This window comes from Mesorhizobium sp. WSM4807 (assembly GCF_055811615.1).
Genome location: NZ_JBVVQY010000002.1, coordinates 62,558 through 80,179 on the forward strand (window position 1 = coordinate 62,558; position 17,622 = coordinate 80,179).

A 17,622-nucleotide genomic window follows, 5' to 3' on the forward strand; every position below is an offset into this window, starting at 1 on the left:
GACGTTTTACAAAAGCCCGGCGTCTCACAAAGGACCACCACCCGTGACAGACCATATCCTCGTCGAGCGCCAGGGCGCCATCCAGATCATCCGCATGAACCGTCCGGACAAGAAGAACGCCTTGACGCGCGCCATGTATGCGAAACTGTCCAAAACCCTTGCCGAGGGCGACGCGGATCCGGCGATCCGTGTTCACGTCTTCCTCGGTGTTTCAGGCGCTTTCTCGTCCGGCAACGACCTTGCCGATTTCATGGTCGTCGCCACCGGCGGCGAGGGCGGCACCGAGGTCTGGGATTTCCTGATGGCGCTGGCCAGGGCGGAAAAGCCCATGGTTTCCGGCGTCGACGGCATCGCGGTCGGTATCGGCACCACGCTCAACCTGCATTGCGACCTGACCTTCGCCACGCCGCGCACGATGTTCCGCACGCCCTTCGTCGATCTCGGCCTGGTCCCCGAGGCGGGGTCGAGCCTGCTCGCGCCGCAGATTCTCGGCCGGCAAGGCGCCTTCGCGCTGCTTGGCCTCGGCGAAGGCTTTTCGGCCGAGCGGGCGAAAGCGGCCGGACTGATCTACGCGGTGGTCGAGGAGAACGAGCTCGAATCCGCCGTGCTTGCCGCCGCCGGGCAGATCGCGGCCAAGCCGCCCCAAGCGCTGAAGATCGCGCGTGACCTGATGCGCGGCTCGCGTGAAGAGCTCGTTGCCCGCATCGGCCAGGAATGCGAGCATTTCCGCGAGCGGCTCAAATCCGACGAGGCCCGCGCGGCCTTGATGGCCTTCATGACCAGGAAGAAGGTAGGTGTTTAGTCCGGCATTTGATAGGTGGGATCGAGTCGGAACCGTTGGGGCTCTTTTGCCCAGATTTTGCCGGCGCCGTTAGTGCTCCACCGTATATTGGCGATGCCATATTGCCGCGCGTCCAGTTCTCCCCGGTGAAGCCGCTTAAGGGACCACCCCTCTCAGGGGTAAAGCCTTGTCTTGTCCCAGCCGCCCTTGGCATTGCGGGAAAAGACGACGCGGTCGTGCAGCCGGAAAGGCCGGTCGTGCCAGAACTCGATCGTCTGCGGCACGATACGGAAGCCCGACCAGTGTTTCGGCCGTGGGATCTCGCCGATCGCGTGGCGCGCCGTGTATTCGGCGACGGCTTTTTCCAGTGCGAAGCGGCTCTCCAGCGGCCGCGATTGTTTCGAGGCCCAAGCGCCGATTCGGCTGCCGCGCGGACGCGTCGCGTAATAGGCGTCCGCTTCCGCCTCGGTAACGATCTCCACCGGCCCGCGCGCGCGCACCTGCCGGCGCAGCGATTTCCAGTGAAAGCACATCGCCGCCTTCATGCTGCCAAGAATCTCGCGGCCTTTGGCGCTCTCGAAATTCGTATAGAACACAAATCCGCTTTCATCGAACCCCTTGAGCAGCACCATCCGCACATTCGGCATGCCCTCGGCATCGACGGTCGCCAGCGCTACGCTGTTGGGATCGTTGATCTCACTCTTCGTCGCGTCGTCGAGCCATGCGGCAAAGAGGCGGAATGGCTCGGCAGCCTCGGTAAAGTCACCGCTTGTTAACTCAGTTTCGCTCATAGTTTTTCCAAATTCTATTGCCTGCCGGGGAGATTGCCGATTGTCGCGCATCGCGCAACCTTTTGACAGCAGGCAATGGAGCCTTATTGCTTCGGCCAGCGCCCAGGCTGCGGTCAAGGCCGCCGCGATCGTGCTGGTCGTCTTGCCGCTTGCCGCCTGCGGTGCCGGCGGCTTCAGTTTGGAGCAGGCGGAGGTCGACCGTACGATCCTGACCAGCAGCACGCCTGCTGTTGCCTCACCGATCGATCAGGATCGCGCCTCGGACCAGGCGACGATCCGCAACGCGGTGTCTTCCGCCGATATTCAGGAGCTTGGCGGGCAGGCCGTTCCCTGGGCGAATTCCGATACCGGTTCGCGGGGCTCGATCATCGAACTGGCGGAGTCTAGGGACAACGGTCAGCTTTGCCGCCGCTTCACCGCGTCGCGCGAAAGCTTCGACGGCGTCGCCCTGTTCAAGGGCGAGGTTTGCCTGGCCGGCGCCGGCGCGTGGCGGATGCAGGACTTCAAAGCGCTCTGATTTTCCGCCATCATATGACCGCGCGCCACTGGAATTTCTTCCTATGCGAGCGCATATAGGTGGCAATCGTGGACTCACCTCTTCTCCAGGGCAGGAAGCATGCGCGACCCCTATGAGGTGCTGGGCGTTGCCAAGAACGCATCGGCCAAGGATATAAAATCGGCGTACCGCAAACTCGCCAAGGAGTATCATCCGGACCAGAATCCGGATCCCAAGGCGAAGGAGCGGTTTGCCGCAGCCAACCAGGCTTACGAGATCGTCGGCGACGAGAAGAACCGTGCGGCTTTCGATCGCGGCGAGATTGACGCCGAGGGCAAGCCGCGTTTTCAAGGCTTCGAGGGTGCCGCCGGCGGCGCCGATCCGTTCGCCGGCTTTCGTCGGCAGCAAGGACCGGGCGGCTCGCGCTTCGAGTTTCGCTCAGGCCGTCCGGGCGGCGATCCGTTCGACGGCAACAGCGACATCTTCAGCCAGATTTTCGGCGAGACCTTCTCTCGCGGTGCCGGGACGGGCGCCGGCCGGCAGGCGCCGTCCGGCGCCGACCTGAACGTGACGCTCGACGTCACCATCGAGGAAGCGGCGACTGCGGAAAAGGTAACGGCGATGTTCCCCGACGGGCGCAAGGTCGCTGTCAAACTGCCAGCCTATGTCGAGGACGGCCAGACGATCCGGCTGAAAGGCCAGGGCGAGCAAGGGCCGGGGCAGCCGGGCGACGCGCTGGTCAAGATCCGCTTCCGGCGGCACCCGCGCTATCGTGTCGAAGGCCGCGACCTCCACGCCGACCTGCCGGTTGCACTGGCGGATGCGGTGCTGGGTGCTAAGGTGGCGGTCGAAACGCCGACCGGCAGGCTTGCGGTAAATGTTCCCGCCTGGTCGAGCTCGGACAAGGTCCTGCGGCTGAAGGGCAGGGGCCTGCCGGAAAAAGTTGGCGGTCACGGTGATCTCTACGCGCACGTGCGGTTGATGCTGCCTGAAGGTGGTGACAGCGATCTCGAAGCGCTGATGCGCAACCGAAAGCGCTAGTTTTGCGCGTCCAAAAGGACGCGCGGCGCTGTAGAGCGATGCTTTTGTCCCCTGAACTGTCCGTGTTGAGCGCTTGAAGGGGCTCTGTGCCTGTGCGATAGCCACTCCACAAAGCAGAAGATCTTGCGGAGAGCGCTCACATGACGGGTGGACAAGGCATTATGGCCGGCAAGCGCGGGCTTGTCCTGGGCGTCGCGAACAATCGGTCGATCGCCTATGGCATAGCCAAGGCCTGCGTCGACAACGGCGCCGAGATTGCGCTGACCTACCAGGGCGAGGCGTTCAAGAAACGCGTCGAGCCGCTGGCGGCTGAACTCAACGCCCGTGTCGTCGGTCATTGCGATGTGACCGATCCGGCAACGCTCGATGCGGTCTTCGACGACATCGCCAAGCATTGGGGCAAGCTCGATTTCCTCGTCCACGCCATCGCCTTTTCCGACAAGGACGAGCTGACAGGCCGCTATGTCGAGACGACGCGCGACAATTTCCTGCGCACCATGGACATCTCGGTATTTTCCTTCACCACCATCGCCAAGCGCGCCGAGGCGCTGATGACCGATGGCGGTTCGCTGCTGACGCTGACCTATTACGGTGCGGAAAAAGTGATGCCGCATTACAACGTAATGGGTGTCGCCAAGGCGGCGCTCGAAGCCAGCGTGCGCTATCTGGCCGTCGACCTCGGCGCCAAGAAAATCCGCGTCAACGCCATCTCCGCCGGCCCGATCAAGACGCTGGCCGCCTCCGGCATCGGCGATTTTCGCTACATATTGAAGTGGAACGAATACAATTCACCGCTGAAGCAGACGGTAACGCAAGAGGAAGTCGGCGATTCAGCCGTCTATTTCCTGTCCAATCTTTCGCGCGGCGTCACCGGCGAGATCCACCATGTCGATTCCGGTTACCATGTCGTCGGCATGAAGGCGGTCGACGCGCCTGATATTTCGACCGTCAAGGAATAACCCCTCGAACTCTCCCGCCTCCAGCCTGCTCTCGACCGCTCTCCGGATGACCTGATGTATCCGCTCGTCTACATCGCGCGCCATGGCCAGACGGTGTGGAACGCCGAGTCCCGGCTGCAAGGACAGGCCGACACCGATCTCAACCCGCTTGGCTGCGAGCAGGCGACCCGCAACGGCCATCGGCTTGCCGAATTCGTTCATAACCCCGAGGATTTCGACTTTGTCGCCAGTCCGATGCGGCGGACGCGCCAGACCATGGAGCGCATTCGCGCTGCAATGAGGCTCGATCCGCGGGCCTACCGCACCGATCCCCGCCTTGTCGAAATGAGTTTCGGCGATTGGCAGGGTTTCACCTTTCCCGAACTCGAGGCCCGGCATCTGGGCTCGGGCAGAGAGAGGCGCCTCGACAAATGGAATTTCCTGCCGCCCGGCGAGGGCGCCGAAAGCTATCAAATGCTGCTCGAGCGGGTAAAGCCGTGGTTCGACGCGCTGGACCGCCCGACGGTCTGCGTGACCCATGGTGGCGTCGTGCGCGCCCTGTTTCGCATGGTGCTGGGAATGCCCGAGGCAGAAGCCGCAAACCTGGATGTGCCGCAGGATCGCTTGCTCAGGCTGGAGGGACGAACCCTGGCGTGGCTCTGAAGGACGCGAGTTCAGGCCTTCTCAGACATTGATTCAAAAATTGATGCCAAGTCGGGACGACGTAGAGAAGCGGGCGGCGGTTGGCGGCCAGTCCCCGTACGGCCTCTCCCAGGCGGGTGCGGTCCTGCTCTGCTATCTTTTCAAATCAAGGCCGCCAGGCAAGCTCCACTTCCTGCACATGCTCAAGCGGATTGTCGGACAAACCGGCAATCTCCGTGACGATTTTGCGGCGGAGGACAGGAAAATAATCCTCCAATGTACGAGCTGTGGTCGCGAAACTGTTGGGACCGCCGGTAACGTGGCTATAGAGATAGTCGGTTGGGTGCTGCCACACTCCTTCGTATGGGTCGAGGCTGACAGCTAAATCGTCAAGTGGTAGCACCGGCGCGGGGATGGCAAGCGCATTGATGATGTGGCCCATGGCCAAGGCGTGGTCCCGCGCAGTCTCTGGGGCAGGACCATCATTGTTGGGTCCATTCGCTGAGATGTCGATAACCGCGCGGTCGGGTGTGGCGGGGCACTGGGCCAGGCTCTGGGACGCGTAGGAAATGGCCCAACTGAGGCTAGTGAGGCCGAGGCGGTCTTGACCGGTACGGTGGCCCATATCTCGAATAACGTCAGCTGCCTCTCGCGCGCCGCGCGCATTTTCTATAATGCGCCAAGGCAATATGGTGTGGGCGGTATGATGGCTGGACCATTCGACGTAGGTCACGGCGATCCGCCCAGTGCGGGTCAGGGCTATGGCGGACACAACGTCACGGTGGCTCAACGCCTGAGCGTGACCCTCACGCTGCATATGGGCTGTGTCATTGGCGATGCTGGCCGAGATATCTGCGGCCAGGACGAGGCACACGTCAACCGCAGTGTCGGCCTTCTGCGCGCGGACGGATGCAGCTGGAATAAGGCAGCTTGTGCAGATGATGAGGGTAGGCATGAGGGCGCCCCGGTGTTTCGGTGCGACTGCGGGGGTCGCTGTAAGAGCGTGGAGAGTTCCGTTGGTAGGGGCGATGTCGCCATTGATTTGGACGGTGCGTGCGCCGTGCGTTGCAATTTTAGCCACCGATCCCCCCATTCACAAAAGACGCCTACGGCCCGCTTTACGCTCGCGCCGAGACAACTGAACACGCAAGGATGCGTCGTTCGTCTTTTGACCCCGTGACCTCGCCGGTTCCCGAAGGCTGTTTTATAGAAATTCAAATCTTGCGCATGCCCCAACTGGGTCAGACCAAGTGTACTAGCCCTACTCGTCAGGCTCCCTCGGCCGCGGCCGGCTAGAAGTTTCAACTTCGCTAATATAAGCTCGGATTGCTTCTCGGCTGCGGGACGGAGATGGGCACGGCTTTCGATCTGAATGCAGTGGGCAATGCCATAGCCGAAGCGGCGGCCGACCCGGCGCTTTGGGATGCTGCAATGGATGTGGCTGCGGACGCCACTGGAAGCTTTGGCGCAATGCTGTTCGACACGAAAGGGCATTTCCCCGGCATACCGAAAAGTCGCCGAATGGGTCCGTCGCTCGAGACATACGTCAAGGATGGCTGGATCGACCGGGACGACCGGTACAACCTGTTGCCTCTGTTGATCCGAAGAGGCGCCGTCAGCGAGCTTGACGTACTGACGCCCGAGGAAATCGCCAGGCATCCCTACTATCAGGAATTTCTCGCGCCATTCGGCCTGCGGTGGTTTGCGGGTGTGAAGGTTGCGGCAGGCGATGCCTCTGGTGCCTGTCGATCCAGAGGTCGATCCAGCAAGGCCCTTTTTCGCCATCCGAGATTCAGAGCCTTGCCGACTTCTCCAGACAGTTGGGTTCCGCGGTCGCGCTCGCGAGAATGCTGAGCTTCGCGCGTGCCGAAGGAGCGATGGGTGCATTCAGCGCAAGCGGCACGCCTGCAGATGCTTGACCGGAACGCCGCCGTGATCCTGGTGAACGAACCTGCAGAGAGCCTGTTCGGTCGAGACCTTTGGGTGACCGGCCGCCATCTGGCTTGTGCCGACAAGAACGCCACTGATGCCCTTAGGCGCATTTCACGGGCTGCTGCGAAATCCGACCCCGCCAGCAATGGTGGACCCCGTCCCGCTGCCCCGCCTCGGAGGCAGGCCTCTGCTAGCTTATCCCACGCGCCTGCCAAGAATTACCACGAACGTCTTTGCATCCTGTCAGATAGTTGTCTGCTTTATCGATCCGGACATTTATCCTCAGCCGTCGGAGGTTGCCTTGCGGACTTGCTTCGGGCTGACCCCTGCCGAGGCGAGACTGGCTCGCCGGGTTTCATCGGGCGCAGAGTTGAAGGCCGTCGCGGATGAGTTGGGAGTCACTTACGAAACCGCCAGGAATCAGCTGAAAGCCGTCTTCGCCAAAACCGAGACCCACCGCCAGCCGGAACTGGTATCGTTGCTCGCGAGAATAGCCAGCACCGCCCAAACTGAATGACTCTATTCGGTTGAATCGCTGTCCGGCAATTGCATGTCGGTGATGACATTCTCGCCGTTTGTCTCGTCGTAGGCGATCACGATATCCATGCCGGGTTTCAGCGCTTCGAGATCGGTTTCGGCGTTCAGCTTGTAGGATTTGCCGTCGTCGAGTGTCAGCGTCAACGTGTCCTTATCGACCTCTTTGATCAGGCCTTCGGTTTGGCCGGCGAAGGCGGCGGTGGAAATCAGCAAAGTCGCGGCAACGGCGCCGATCAGGATACGCATCATCGTCCTCTTATCATTGCGCCGGCACGGCGGCGGCGGGTGTTCAACAGACGGATCGAGGGAAGCAGAAACCAACCGAATGTGTCAAAACTAAATCCGCTAGATCACAGTTTGACCACTGCGGAAAACGCCAATAGAACGCAGACAGCGCCGCGCGTCCTGTTGGACGCGCAAGGGACGCTGTAGCACTTTTGATTTTGCGCATGATCCTTTCCGAAAATCGCTCCGATTTTCGGGGTCATGCGGTAAGCCGGCTCCGAGGCCGGCAGGGCTGGTTTTCATGTCTCACAATACGTTTGGCCACCTTTTCCGCGTCACCACCTGGGGCGAAAGCCATGGCGCAGCGCTCGGCTGCGTGGTCGACGGCTGTCCGCCCGGCATCCGCTTCACGCGCGCTGAGATCCAAGCCGACCTCGACAAGCGCCGCCCGGGTCAATCGCGTTTTGTGACGCAGCGTCGCGAACCCGACGAGGTCAAGATCCTGTCCGGCTTCATTCTGGATGAGGACGGCGAGACGATGATCACCACCGGCACGCCGGTGTCGATGCTGATCGAGAATGTCGACCAGCGCTCCAAGGACTATGGCGAGATCGCCCGCCAGTACCGGCCTGGTCATGCCGATTACACCTACGATGCCAAATACGGCCTGCGCGACTATCGCGGTGGCGGCCGCTCTTCGGCCCGCGAGACGGCGGCGCGGGTGGCGGCCGGAGCCTTGGCCCGCAAGGTCGTGCCCGGCATGATCGTGCGCGGTGCGCTGGTATCGATGGGCGAGAAATCGATCGACCGCGCCAACTGGAACTGGAATTTCGTTGGCGACGCCGAAAATCCGTTCTTCACGCCCGACCCGGCATCGATCGCCGTCTTCACCGCGTATCTTGACGGCATCCGCAAGGCTGGTTCCTCGATCGGCGCGGTGATCGAGATCGTCGCCGACGGCGTTCCGGCAGGCCTCGGCGCGCCGATCTATGCCAAGCTCGACCAGGACATTGCCTCGGGCCTGATGTCGATCAATGCCGTAAAGGGTGTCGAGATCGGTAACGGCTTCGAGGCCGCCCGCATCACCGGCGAAGAGAATGCCGACGAGATGCGCATGGGCAATGACGGCAAGCCGGTCTCCCTCTCCAATAATGCGGGCGGCATCCTCGGCGGCATCTCGACCGGCCAGGCGATCGTCGCGCGCTTCGCTGTCAAGCCGACCTCGTCGATCCTGACCCCGCGAAAGTCGATTGACAAGGACGGCAACGACGTCGAAATCATGACCAAGGGCCGGCATGACCCGTGCGTCGGCATCCGCGCCGTGCCGATCGGCGAGGCGATGGTTGCCTGCGCGATCGCCGATCACTATCTGCGTCATCGGGGACAGACAGGGAGGGGAGTAGGGGGAGTAAGGCAGTAGGGGAGTATGTTACGCAGCTCCCGCGACCGTATTTTCCTTTTTCCTACTCCCTTACTGCCCTACTCCCCTACTCCCGCGAGCAAAGCGAGCACTTATGCCTTACGACCAGAAGAAGATCGTCGAAGCCCTGCGCGCCTTCGAACGCGGCGAAATCGTCGTGGTCATGGACGATGACGGGCGCGAGAACGAGGGCGATCTGATCGTCGCCGCCGTCCATTGCACGCCGGAAAAGATGGCGTTCATCGTCCGCAACACCTCCGGCATCGTCTGCACGCCGATGCCGCGCGAGGAAGCCAAGCGGCTGAATCTTTCGCCGATGGTCGCCGACAATGACTCGGCCCACACCACCGCCTTCACCGTCAGCGTCGATTTCAAGCACGGCACGACGACGGGCATCTCGGCCGACGACCGCACATTGACCGTGCGCAACCTTGCCAACGGCAATGTCGGGGCGTCCGATTTCGTCCGCCCCGGCCACATCTTTCCGCTGATCGCGCGCGAAGGCGGCGTGCTGATGCGTTCGGGCCATACCGAAGCAGCGGTCGATTTGTGCAAGCTTGCCGGCCTGCCGCCGGTCGGTGTCATTTCCGAGCTGGTCAATGATGACGGCACTGTGATGCGCGGCCCGCAGGTACAGGCCTTCGCCGAAAAGAACGGTTTGAAGCAGATTTCGGTCGCCGACCTCATCGCCTACCGCCAGCGCAAGGAAACGCTGGTCGAACGTGTCGCCTGTTCGGACATCGACACGCCTGGCGGCAAGGCGCAGGTCTTCACCTACACGCTGCCCTGGGATTCTATGCACCATGTGGCGATCGTCTTCGGCGACATCCGCGACGGCGAGGAGGTGCCGGTGCGGCTGCATTCCGAGGACGTTGTGACGGACGTCTTCGGCACCAGCCACAGGCTGGACGGTATCATGAAATCGATGGGCGAGCGCCGGCGCGGCGTCATCGTCTATCTGCGCGAAGGCTCCGTCGGCGTCGCCCATCAGGAGCGCAACCGGCCGGCTGCCGGCGATCGCGAGGACCATGAAGAGGCGCGCCGCCGCGAAAGCGAATGGCGCGAGATCGGTCTTGGCGCGCAAATCTTGAAGGATCTTGGCATTTCCTCGATCAACCTGATCGCCTCGCGCGAACGCCACTATGTCGGGTTGGAAGGCTTCGGCATCCATATCGCCAAGACCGAGATTCTTTAGTCTGTTGGAGACAATGGAGATGAGCTTCGAGGCATATCTCAGTTGTTTTGAAAACGGCGAACAGAGCTATTTTACAACATCGATCGTGAACGACGCCTTCGCACCGTTCATCACCAGCCGCGATCCTGAATTCTCATGCTGGGTGGTCACCTATCAGGACTCTCCGTCGGCATTGGATCAAACCGACCTTTATCTAAATCTCGATCCGGACGACGCGTCGCGGTGTTCGGGGTTCACGGTGGCGCGCCCCACTTCCAACAGTCGCCTATTCGATTCGCTCCTGAGAATTCTCCAGGCAACCAACTCGACCATCTATTGTCCCGGCGAGTGTCCACCAATGGTGGGGCGTGCCGAAGCAATTGCCCATTTGAGCCCCGAATTGGTCGAGGCACTGGGAACCCCGGTCGTCGTCCTGAACGGAAATGAGATCAGGGATCGGTTGGAAAGATCGTAGAACTCCAGATCCGGCCAGCGGCATTCGTCGCCCATTCTTATCCTCCTTCTCAACCTGATCGCCTGAAGGGCGGCGTCAAGGCGTATGCCGAGACACGATTCGATGCGTCTTGCTTAGTGCGGATTGCGACGTCCCGAGCTTGGCCACAGCGCGTGAGACTCCGCTCCTACGAACTGCCAGAAAGGCATTCAGGTCGGCACGCTCCATACGCCGCGCCTTTCTGATGGTCGCGTCTGCCTGACGGCCAGGTCCGCCTGGCGGATAGTGACTCGCGCGCCAGCATTCATGACTCTCATGCATAAGAGCATGCGAAGTTAAGCCCCTAATCGCAAGCGTATACGCCTTCGAAAAGGAGGACGTCCGGCCCCGCTTGGGACCGGACGCATAGAGACTATTCGGCAGGAACCGCGGCTGCGTCGGATTGCGACACCGTATGCGCCGTGGCAAGGCTGCACTGGCCGGCGAGCACGATGACCAGCGCGATGGCGCCCGCCGCCACCGACACCAGGAACCCGCTCTGTGCGCCGAAGGCGTCCACCACCCATCCGGCGGCGAAGGAGCCGAGCGCCATGCCGATGCCTATGCCGGTCATGACCCAGGTGACGCCCTCGGTCAGCACGGCCTCCGGCACGCGCCGCTCGATCAGGCCGAATGCCGTGATGAAGGTCGGCGAGATCGCCACGCCGCTAACGAAGACGGCCAGTGCCAGAAGAGGTACCGTGTCGGCGACGAGCAGCGGCAGCGTGGTGAGCGCGATGATGGCGATCGCGATGGCAAGCTGAATTTGCAGCGGTGTTTTCAGGTTCAGGGCGCCGATGATGATGCCGACGACAAACGATCCGAGGGCGTAGACGCCGATGACGAGGCTGGCGGCGCCCGGCTGGCCGAGCTCCTTGGTGATCGCCACGGTGCTCACCTCCGTGGTTGCGAAGGTCGCGCCGATGAAGATCAGGGCCAAGGTGATGATTTGGACCGGCCGCAGGCGGATTGCCGAGCTGCGCGAACCAATTTCCACCGGTCGCACTCGCGGCTCGGTCGAGCGCTGCAGGATGAAGGCTGTCGAGCCGAAGGCGAGGAACAATGTGCTCGCCAACATTCCCGCTTCCGGGAAAACGGCGACGCTCAGTCCCACCGATAGCGAAGCCCCGGCGATGTAGACCAGCTCGTCCGCCGCCGACTCGAAGGCGAACGCGGTGTTCATCTCGGGGCGATCTCGGAAGAGCTCTGTCCAGCGCGCGCGCACCATTGCGGGGATGCTGGGCATTGCGGCGGCCAGCAGCGCTGACACGAACAGTGTCCATATCGGCCAGTCCTGATTGGCCGCCGCAATCAGCACTACGAAAGCGAGCGCGGAAATGACAGTGGTGGGCACCACAATCCGCGCTTGGCCGAGGCGGTCCACCAGCCGCGATATCTGCGGCGCGACGAAAGCATTGGCCAGCGCATATGTCGCGGAGACGGCGCCAGCCAGCCAGTATTCGCCGTGCGTCTGCGACAGCATCGCGACGATCCCGATCGGAGCCATGGCCATCGGCATCCTGGCAACGAAGCCGGCTGCGGCGAAGCCCTTGGCTCCCCTTGCCTAGAAGATTTCGCGATAGGGATTGGGCATGAGAACACTCCTGGATTTTTGAGGCCGAGCCACTTATATACGTGGCGTATGCAAATCAAATAATGACATACGACGCGTATGTCAATTAATATACGAGACGTATGTGAAGGAATGAGCGAATGGGGCACAAACCACGCAAGGAGATGATCGCGGAGACCCGCGCCAAATTGGTCGCGGCGGCGCGCCATGCCTTTGGCACTGTCGGCTATGCCGAGGCGTCGATGGACGACTTCACCGCATCGGCCGGGCTGACGCGTGGCGCGCTTTATCATCACTTCGGCGACAAGAAGGGCCTTCTCCAGGCGGTCATCGCCGAGATCGACGGGGAAATGTTGGCCCGGCTGAAGATCGTTTCGGCCAGGGCGGACACTCTTTGGCAGGGCTTTGTCGACGAATGCACCGCTTATATCGAGATGGCGCTGGAGCCGGAGATCCAGCGTATTGTCCTTCGCGATGGACCGGCGGTGCTCGGCGATCCTTCGCAATGGCCGAGCCAGAACGAATGCATCCGCTCGATGAGCGAGAACCTTCAAAGGCTGAGGGACGAGGGAACCATCGTTGCCGTTGATCCCGAAGCCGCAGCAAGGTTGGTCAGCGGCGCCTCGCTACATGCCGCGCAGTGGATCGCAAATTCGGAGGATCCCGAAGCGACGTCAAAAAAGGCGGTGAAGGCCTTCAACGTGCTTCTGGAGGGATTGCTCAAGCAAGGCCGCAGGATTGGCGGTCCGCAGGCACCGGCTGAGATTGACAAATCGCTGGCCTGAGTTTGTTCAAGACCATCAAAGGCCAGGTGCCCGACCCCGACTGGGACCGGCGGCTGGCCGAGCATCGGTCGGTAGCTCGCGCCGGACCCAACCAGCATCCAACATCTAAACCCTGTTGAACGTCTGCCTTTGGCCGTGCCAAAAACATGGTCAAAGCCGCCGGGCGCGCCTATATCGGGGGCATGGTAACAAGGCTTTATACCCACCCGATCTTTCTCGAGCACATAACGCCGCCCGGTCATCCGGAGCGGCCGGACCGCCTGCGCGCCATCGAACGCGTGCTCGACGACGAAGCCTTTGCCGCCCTTGATCGTGCCGAGGCGCCGGAAGGCGACGAGGCCACCATCCTCTACGCACATCCGCAGGAATTCGTCGAACGGGTCCGCGCTACGATACCGGACACCGGTATCGCTCGCGTCGACGCCGACACCACCGCCAGCCCGAAAAGCTGGCAGGCGGCCGTGACGGCGATCGGCGCTGCCAACGCCGCCGTCGACGATGTCTTTCGGGGCAACGTCGCCAATGTCTTTGTCGCCGCCCGCCCGCCCGGCCACCACGCCGAAAAGACGACGTCCATGGGCTTCTGTCTGTTCAACACCGCGGCGATCGCGGCGCGCTACGCGCAAAGGCAGCACCAGGCCGAGCGCGTTGCCATCGTCGACTGGGACGTGCATCACGGCAATGGCACGCAGGATATTTTCTGGGACGATCCGTCGGTGCTCTATTGCTCGACGCACCAGATGCCGCTTTATCCCGGAACCGGAGCCGTGAGCGAAACCGGCGCCGGCAATATCGTCAACGCGCCGCTGGCGCCGCAGACCGGCAGCGAGGTTTTCCGCGACGCTTTCCTGTCGCGCATCTTGCCGGCGCTCGACAATTTCGCGCCCGACCTCATCATAATTTCCGCCGGCTTCGACGCGCATCACCGCGATCCGCTGGCCGAGATCAACTTGACCGAGGACGATTTCGACTGGGCAACCGGCCAGCTGATGCAGCGCGCCGGTCGTCACAGCGACAACCGGCTCGTCAGCCTGCTCGAGGGCGGCTACGATCTGCAGGGATTGGCATTTTCGGTCGCCGCCCATGTCGGGCGACTGATGAAAGGATGAACGATGGCTGGTGAGAGCAACGAAGACGTCAAGGCGATGAGCTTCGAGCAGGCGCTCGACGCGCTGGAGAAAATCGTCGATGATCTGGAGCGCGGCGACGTGCCGCTCGATCAGTCGATCCGCATTTATGAGCGCGGTGAGGCACTGAAGGTACATTGCGATCGGCTGCTCAAGGCGGCCGAGGATAAGGTCGAGAAGATCAGGCTTTCGCGCGACGGCAAGCCTGTGGGGACAGAGCCGCTGGACGCGGAGTAATGCATGATCCCGAACCGAAGGTCCGCGTTGGCGCAAAGCGGAAACCGGTTTTCGGACAAGATCATGCTCAAACTAGGATAAAAGCGAGACGCGGAGGCCCAGAAAAGCGATGTGCAGAAACATCAAGACCCTGTTCAATTTTGATCCGCCGGCGACGAACGAGGAAATTCGCGACGCGGCGCTTCAGTTCGTCCGCAAGCTGAGCGGATCGACACGACCCTCGAAGCGGAATCAGGACGCCTTCGATCATGCCGTCGATGCTATCGCTGCGTCGGCTCGCGAGCTTCTCGATTCTCTCGAAACCACGCACCATCCGCGCAGTCGCGAGGAAGTCGCGGCCAAGGCGCGCGCAAAAGCGGCAATCCGTTTCGCCTGATTTGATGGCAACCGTGCATTGCTGCTGACAAGGAGGTTTCGTGAGCTTCTTCCCCGGAAACGACCCCCTGCCCGGTGACGCCTTCGCCAGCGACCAGATCGAACTGATGGTTATTCCGAACGCCAAGGACATTGGCGGCTTTCAGGTTCGCCGTGCCTTGCCGACCGCCAGGCGTCGGCTGGTCGGTCCCTTCATCTTCTTCGATCGCATGGGCCCGGCGATTTTGCGGGCCGGCCAGGCGCTCGACGTCCGTCCGCATCCGCATATCGGCCTGTCGACGGTGACTTACCTGTTCGACGGCAAGATCAGGCATCGCGATTCGCTCGGCACCGAAATGGTAATCCAGCCCGGCGACGTGAATTTGATGACCGCCGGCCGCGGTATCGTCCATTCCGAGCGTACGCCACAGGAGCTGCGCGGCGCGCCGATGTCGGTTTCCGGCCTGCAGACATGGCTGGCGCTGCCCGACGATAAGGAGGAGGTCGACCCGATCTTCGAGAATACGGCGGCCATGCGTCTGCCCGAGATCGACGCCGAAGGCGTCAGCGGGCGCGTTGTCATCGGCGCCTTTTCCGGGCTGCGGTCTCCGGTCGTGACCGCTTCTGACACGCTCTATGCAGACCTCAGCCTGGCGCCCGGCGCCAGCGTGAAAATCCCTGCCAATGCCGAGGAGCGCGCCATCTATACGTTGGAGGGAGAGGTCTCGATCTCCGGCGACCGCTTTCCGGCAGAGCGGCTGCTGGTGTTTCGGCCCGGTGACGAGATTGTCGTGTCCTCGGAGGGTGGAGCGCATTTTATGCTGTTCGGCGGCGCCTCACTTGGCTCGAAGCGCTACATCTGGTGGAATTTCGTGTCATCGTCGAAGGAACGCATCGAACAGGCCAAAGAAGAGTGGAAGACAGGCCGCTTCGATATCGTTCCTGGGGATGAAGAAGAGTTCATTCCTCTGCCGGACAATTAGAGCGCCGCGTGCGGTTTTGGACACGCAAAGGAAACCTTAACACTTTGAATCTGGCCCGCGTCACTCACACGCATTTACATTCGCCGGCCAGCGGCCTATTTCGCACGTGAATAAAAAGCAGGCCCTACCACCAGTGAACGCAAAGCTCCATACGCCCCTTCTCGACAAGGTCCGCATACCCGCCGACCTCAGGACGCTTGACGAACGTGATCTGCCGCAGTTGGCATTGGAGCTTCGCACCGAGTTGATCGACGCCGTGTCCCACACCGGCGGACATCTCGGTGCTGGCCTTGGCGTGGTCGAACTGACGGTCGCATTGCACTATGTCTTCAACACGCCAGACGACCGGCTGATCTGGGATGTCGGTCACCAGGCCTATCCACACAAGATCCTGACCGGCCGCCGCGACCGTATCCGCACGCTGCGGCAAGAGGGCGGCCTGTCCGGCTTCACCCAGCGCGCCGAGAGCGAATACGATCCGTTCGGCGCCGCCCACTCGTCGACCTCCATTTCCGCCGGCCTCGGCATGGCAATGGCACGCGATCTCTCCGGTGGCCGCAACAATGTCATTGCCGTTATCGGCGACGGCGCCATGTCGGCCGGCATGGCCTATGAGGCGATGAACAATGCCGGCGCGCTCGATGCCCGTCTGATCGTCATCCTCAACGACAACGACATGTCGATCGCTCCGCCGACCGGCGCAATGAGCGCCTATCTGGCCCGCCTTGCGTCGGGCAAGGCCTATCTGGGCTTGCGCGATTTCGGCAAGAAGCTGACTTCTTATCTGGGCGAGCGCGCCGATCGCGCCATCAAGCGGGCGGTCGAACATGCGCGCGGCTACGTCACTGGCGGCACGCTGTTCGAGGAAATGGGTTTCTATCACATCGGCCCGATCGACGGTCACAATCTCGAGCACCTGATCCCGGTGCTGAAGAACGTCCGCGACAATGCCGACGGCCCGGTGCTGATCCACGTCGTGACCCAGAAGGGCAAGGGCTATGGACCGGCCGAGGCGGCCGCCGACAAATATCACGGCGTCAACAAGTTCGACGTCATCACCGGCGCCCAGGCCAAGGCGCCGGCCAACGCGCCGAGCTACACGAAGGTCTTTGCCGAAAGCCTGGTCCAGGAGGCCCGAGAGGACGACCGCATCGTCGCCATCACCGCCGCCATGCCGAACGGCACCGGCCTCGACCTCTTCGGCGAGGCGTTCCCGTCGAGGACCTTCGACGTCGGTATCGCCGAGCAACATGCGGTGACCTTTGCCGCCGGCCTTGCCACGCAAGGCTTCAAACCTTTCGCTGCGATCTATTCGACCTTCCTGCAGCGCGCCTATGACCAGGTCGTCCATGACGTCGCCATCCAAAAACTGCCGGTCCGCTTTCCGATCGATCGCGCCGGCTTCGTCGGTGCCGACGGGGCGACCCATTGCGGCGCCTTTGACACGACTTTTTTGGCGACGCTGCCCGGTTTCGTCGTCATGGCTGCGGCGGACGAGGCGGAACTGCGCCACATGGTGCGCACGGCGGCAAGCTACGATGAAGGCCCCATCGCCTTCCGCTACCCGCGCGGCAACGGCGTCGGCGTCGACTTGCCAGAGCGTGGCTCGGTTCTCGAAATCGGCAAGGGCCGTATCGTCAAGGAGGGCACCAAGGTTGCGCTCCTTTCCTTCGGCACGCGGCTGCAGGATTGCCTGGCTGCGGCCGAGGAACTCGGCGCGGCAGGGCTTTCCACCACGGTCGCCGATGCTCGTTTCGCCAAGCCGCTCGACGAGGACCTGATCCGGCGGCTGGCGCGCTCGCATGAGGTGCTGGTAACAGTGGAAGAGGGCGCGGTCGGTGGCTTCGCCAGCCATGTGCTGCAATTCCTGGCCCATGAAGGGCTGCTGGAAAACGGCCTGAAGGTACGCCCGCTTGTGTTGCCCGACACTTTTGTCGATCACGCCAAGCCCGAAAAGATGTACGCCGACGCCGGGCTTGATGCCGCCGGTATCGTTCGCACCGTCTTCGTGGCGCTGGGACACACCGCCAGCGCGCAAAGCGCCTGAATCAAAATCTCAACGGCTTGCATCAGTTTGCCGACCGGCGGTCGTA

The 17,622-nt window shown here is 62.2% G+C and carries 18 protein-coding genes and 1 pseudogene; 15 read left to right on the forward strand and 4 right to left on the reverse strand.

Features of this window, described 5'->3' with window-relative positions; genetic code table 11:
• Positions 1-43 precede the first annotated feature (43 nt).
• Positions 44-802, forward strand: a complete 759-nt coding sequence (locus AC0L3N_RS02595; RefSeq protein ID WP_473545371.1) for a crotonase/enoyl-CoA hydratase family protein — start codon at positions 44-46, stop codon at positions 800-802.
• A 152-nt stretch (positions 803-954) separates the two neighbouring features.
• Here the strand turns inward: AC0L3N_RS02595 and pdxH are convergent, their stop codons facing one another.
• Positions 955-1,572, reverse strand: a complete 618-nt coding sequence (gene pdxH, locus AC0L3N_RS02600) for a pyridoxamine 5'-phosphate oxidase (RefSeq protein ID WP_123147046.1) — start codon at positions 1,570-1,572, stop codon at positions 955-957.
• 40 nt (positions 1,573-1,612) lie between these two features.
• On the opposite strand from pdxH, the gene AC0L3N_RS02605 reads away from it, so the two are divergent.
• The 4 genes from AC0L3N_RS02605 to AC0L3N_RS02620 all read left to right on the forward strand — a co-directional run bounded on the left by AC0L3N_RS02605 (position 1,613) and on the right by AC0L3N_RS02620 (position 4,710).
• Positions 1,613-2,089 carry an RT0821/Lpp0805 family surface protein gene (locus tag AC0L3N_RS02605; protein WP_123147047.1) on the forward strand — a complete coding sequence of 159 codons (477 nt, stop codon included), beginning with the start codon at positions 1,613-1,615 and terminating at the stop codon, positions 2,087-2,089.
• A 99-nt stretch (positions 2,090-2,188) separates the two neighbouring features.
• Entirely contained in the window at positions 2,189-3,109 is a 921-nt protein-coding gene (locus AC0L3N_RS02610) for a DnaJ C-terminal domain-containing protein (RefSeq protein ID WP_123147048.1), read from the forward strand.
• 140 nt (positions 3,110-3,249) lie between these two features.
• A complete protein-coding gene (gene fabI, locus AC0L3N_RS02615; protein ID WP_473487645.1) occupies positions 3,250-4,068 on the forward strand; it encodes an enoyl-ACP reductase FabI in 819 nt (272 codons plus the stop codon).
• A gap of 54 nt (positions 4,069-4,122) precedes the next feature.
• Positions 4,123-4,710: a histidine phosphatase family protein gene (locus AC0L3N_RS02620; RefSeq protein WP_473545374.1), complete on the forward strand. Its 588-nt coding sequence runs from the start codon at positions 4,123-4,125 to the stop codon at positions 4,708-4,710.
• A 145-nt stretch (positions 4,711-4,855) separates the two neighbouring features.
• On the opposite strand, the gene AC0L3N_RS02625 is transcribed toward AC0L3N_RS02620, so the two are convergent.
• Positions 4,856-5,644, reverse strand: coding sequence for a DUF1194 domain-containing protein (locus AC0L3N_RS02625; protein ID WP_473545376.1), 789 nt, complete (start codon positions 5,642-5,644; stop codon positions 4,856-4,858).
• Between the two features lie 515 nt (positions 5,645-6,159).
• Between AC0L3N_RS02625 and AC0L3N_RS02630 the strand changes: the two genes are divergently transcribed.
• Complete coding sequence (locus AC0L3N_RS02630; RefSeq protein WP_473545378.1) at positions 6,160-6,543, forward strand: hypothetical protein; 384 nt, start codon at positions 6,160-6,162, stop codon at positions 6,541-6,543.
• 597 nt (positions 6,544-7,140) lie between these two features.
• Here the strand turns inward: AC0L3N_RS02630 and AC0L3N_RS02635 are convergent.
• Positions 7,141-7,404, reverse strand: coding sequence for a DUF1344 domain-containing protein (locus AC0L3N_RS02635; protein WP_128242504.1), 264 nt, complete (start codon positions 7,402-7,404; stop codon positions 7,141-7,143).
• A gap of 280 nt (positions 7,405-7,684) precedes the next feature.
• Here AC0L3N_RS02635 and aroC point away from each other — a divergent pair, with 280 nt between their 5' ends.
• The 3 genes from aroC to AC0L3N_RS02650 all read left to right on the forward strand — a co-directional run bounded on the left by aroC (position 7,685) and on the right by AC0L3N_RS02650 (position 10,452).
• Positions 7,685-8,803 (forward strand): chorismate synthase, encoded by a 1,119-nt coding sequence (gene aroC, locus AC0L3N_RS02640; RefSeq protein ID WP_473545381.1) that lies wholly within the window; start codon positions 7,685-7,687, stop codon positions 8,801-8,803.
• A gap of 94 nt (positions 8,804-8,897) precedes the next feature.
• The gene (gene ribB / locus AC0L3N_RS02645; protein WP_287198540.1) at positions 8,898-9,998 is read left to right on the forward strand and encodes a 3,4-dihydroxy-2-butanone-4-phosphate synthase; all 1,101 of its coding nucleotides are present in this window, start codon (positions 8,898-8,900) and stop codon (positions 9,996-9,998) included.
• A gap of 19 nt (positions 9,999-10,017) precedes the next feature.
• The gene (locus AC0L3N_RS02650) at positions 10,018-10,452 is read left to right on the forward strand and encodes a hypothetical protein (protein WP_473545383.1); all 435 of its coding nucleotides are present in this window, start codon (positions 10,018-10,020) and stop codon (positions 10,450-10,452) included.
• A gap of 391 nt (positions 10,453-10,843) precedes the next feature.
• Here the strand turns inward: AC0L3N_RS02650 and AC0L3N_RS02655 are convergent.
• Positions 10,844-12,064: pseudogene (locus tag AC0L3N_RS02655) on the reverse strand (MFS transporter).
• Between the two features lie 119 nt (positions 12,065-12,183).
• Between AC0L3N_RS02655 and AC0L3N_RS02660 the strand changes: the two are divergent.
• The 6 genes from AC0L3N_RS02660 to dxs all read left to right on the forward strand — a co-directional run bounded on the left by AC0L3N_RS02660 (position 12,184) and on the right by dxs (position 17,576).
• The gene (locus AC0L3N_RS02660) at positions 12,184-12,828 is read left to right on the forward strand and encodes a TetR/AcrR family transcriptional regulator (RefSeq protein ID WP_473487637.1); all 645 of its coding nucleotides are present in this window, start codon (positions 12,184-12,186) and stop codon (positions 12,826-12,828) included.
• A 182-nt stretch (positions 12,829-13,010) separates the two neighbouring features.
• The gene (locus AC0L3N_RS02665; RefSeq protein ID WP_473487690.1) at positions 13,011-13,937 is read left to right on the forward strand and encodes a histone deacetylase family protein; all 927 of its coding nucleotides are present in this window, start codon (positions 13,011-13,013) and stop codon (positions 13,935-13,937) included.
• 3 nt (positions 13,938-13,940) lie between these two features.
• Positions 13,941-14,192 carry an exodeoxyribonuclease VII small subunit gene (locus AC0L3N_RS02670; protein ID WP_258119043.1) on the forward strand — a complete coding sequence of 84 codons (252 nt, stop codon included), beginning with the start codon at positions 13,941-13,943 and terminating at the stop codon, positions 14,190-14,192.
• Positions 14,193-14,301: 109 nt separating this feature from the next.
• Entirely contained in the window at positions 14,302-14,568 is a 267-nt protein-coding gene (locus tag AC0L3N_RS02675; RefSeq protein WP_123147057.1) for a DUF2277 domain-containing protein, read from the forward strand.
• Positions 14,569-14,608: 40 nt separating this feature from the next.
• A complete protein-coding gene (locus AC0L3N_RS02680) occupies positions 14,609-15,529 on the forward strand; it encodes a pirin family protein (protein ID WP_473545385.1) in 921 nt (306 codons plus the stop codon).
• Between the two features lie 133 nt (positions 15,530-15,662).
• Positions 15,663-17,576 carry a 1-deoxy-D-xylulose-5-phosphate synthase gene (dxs, locus tag AC0L3N_RS02685; protein ID WP_473545387.1) on the forward strand — a complete coding sequence of 638 codons (1,914 nt, stop codon included), beginning with the start codon at positions 15,663-15,665 and terminating at the stop codon, positions 17,574-17,576.
• Positions 17,577-17,622: the final 46 nt, after the last annotated feature.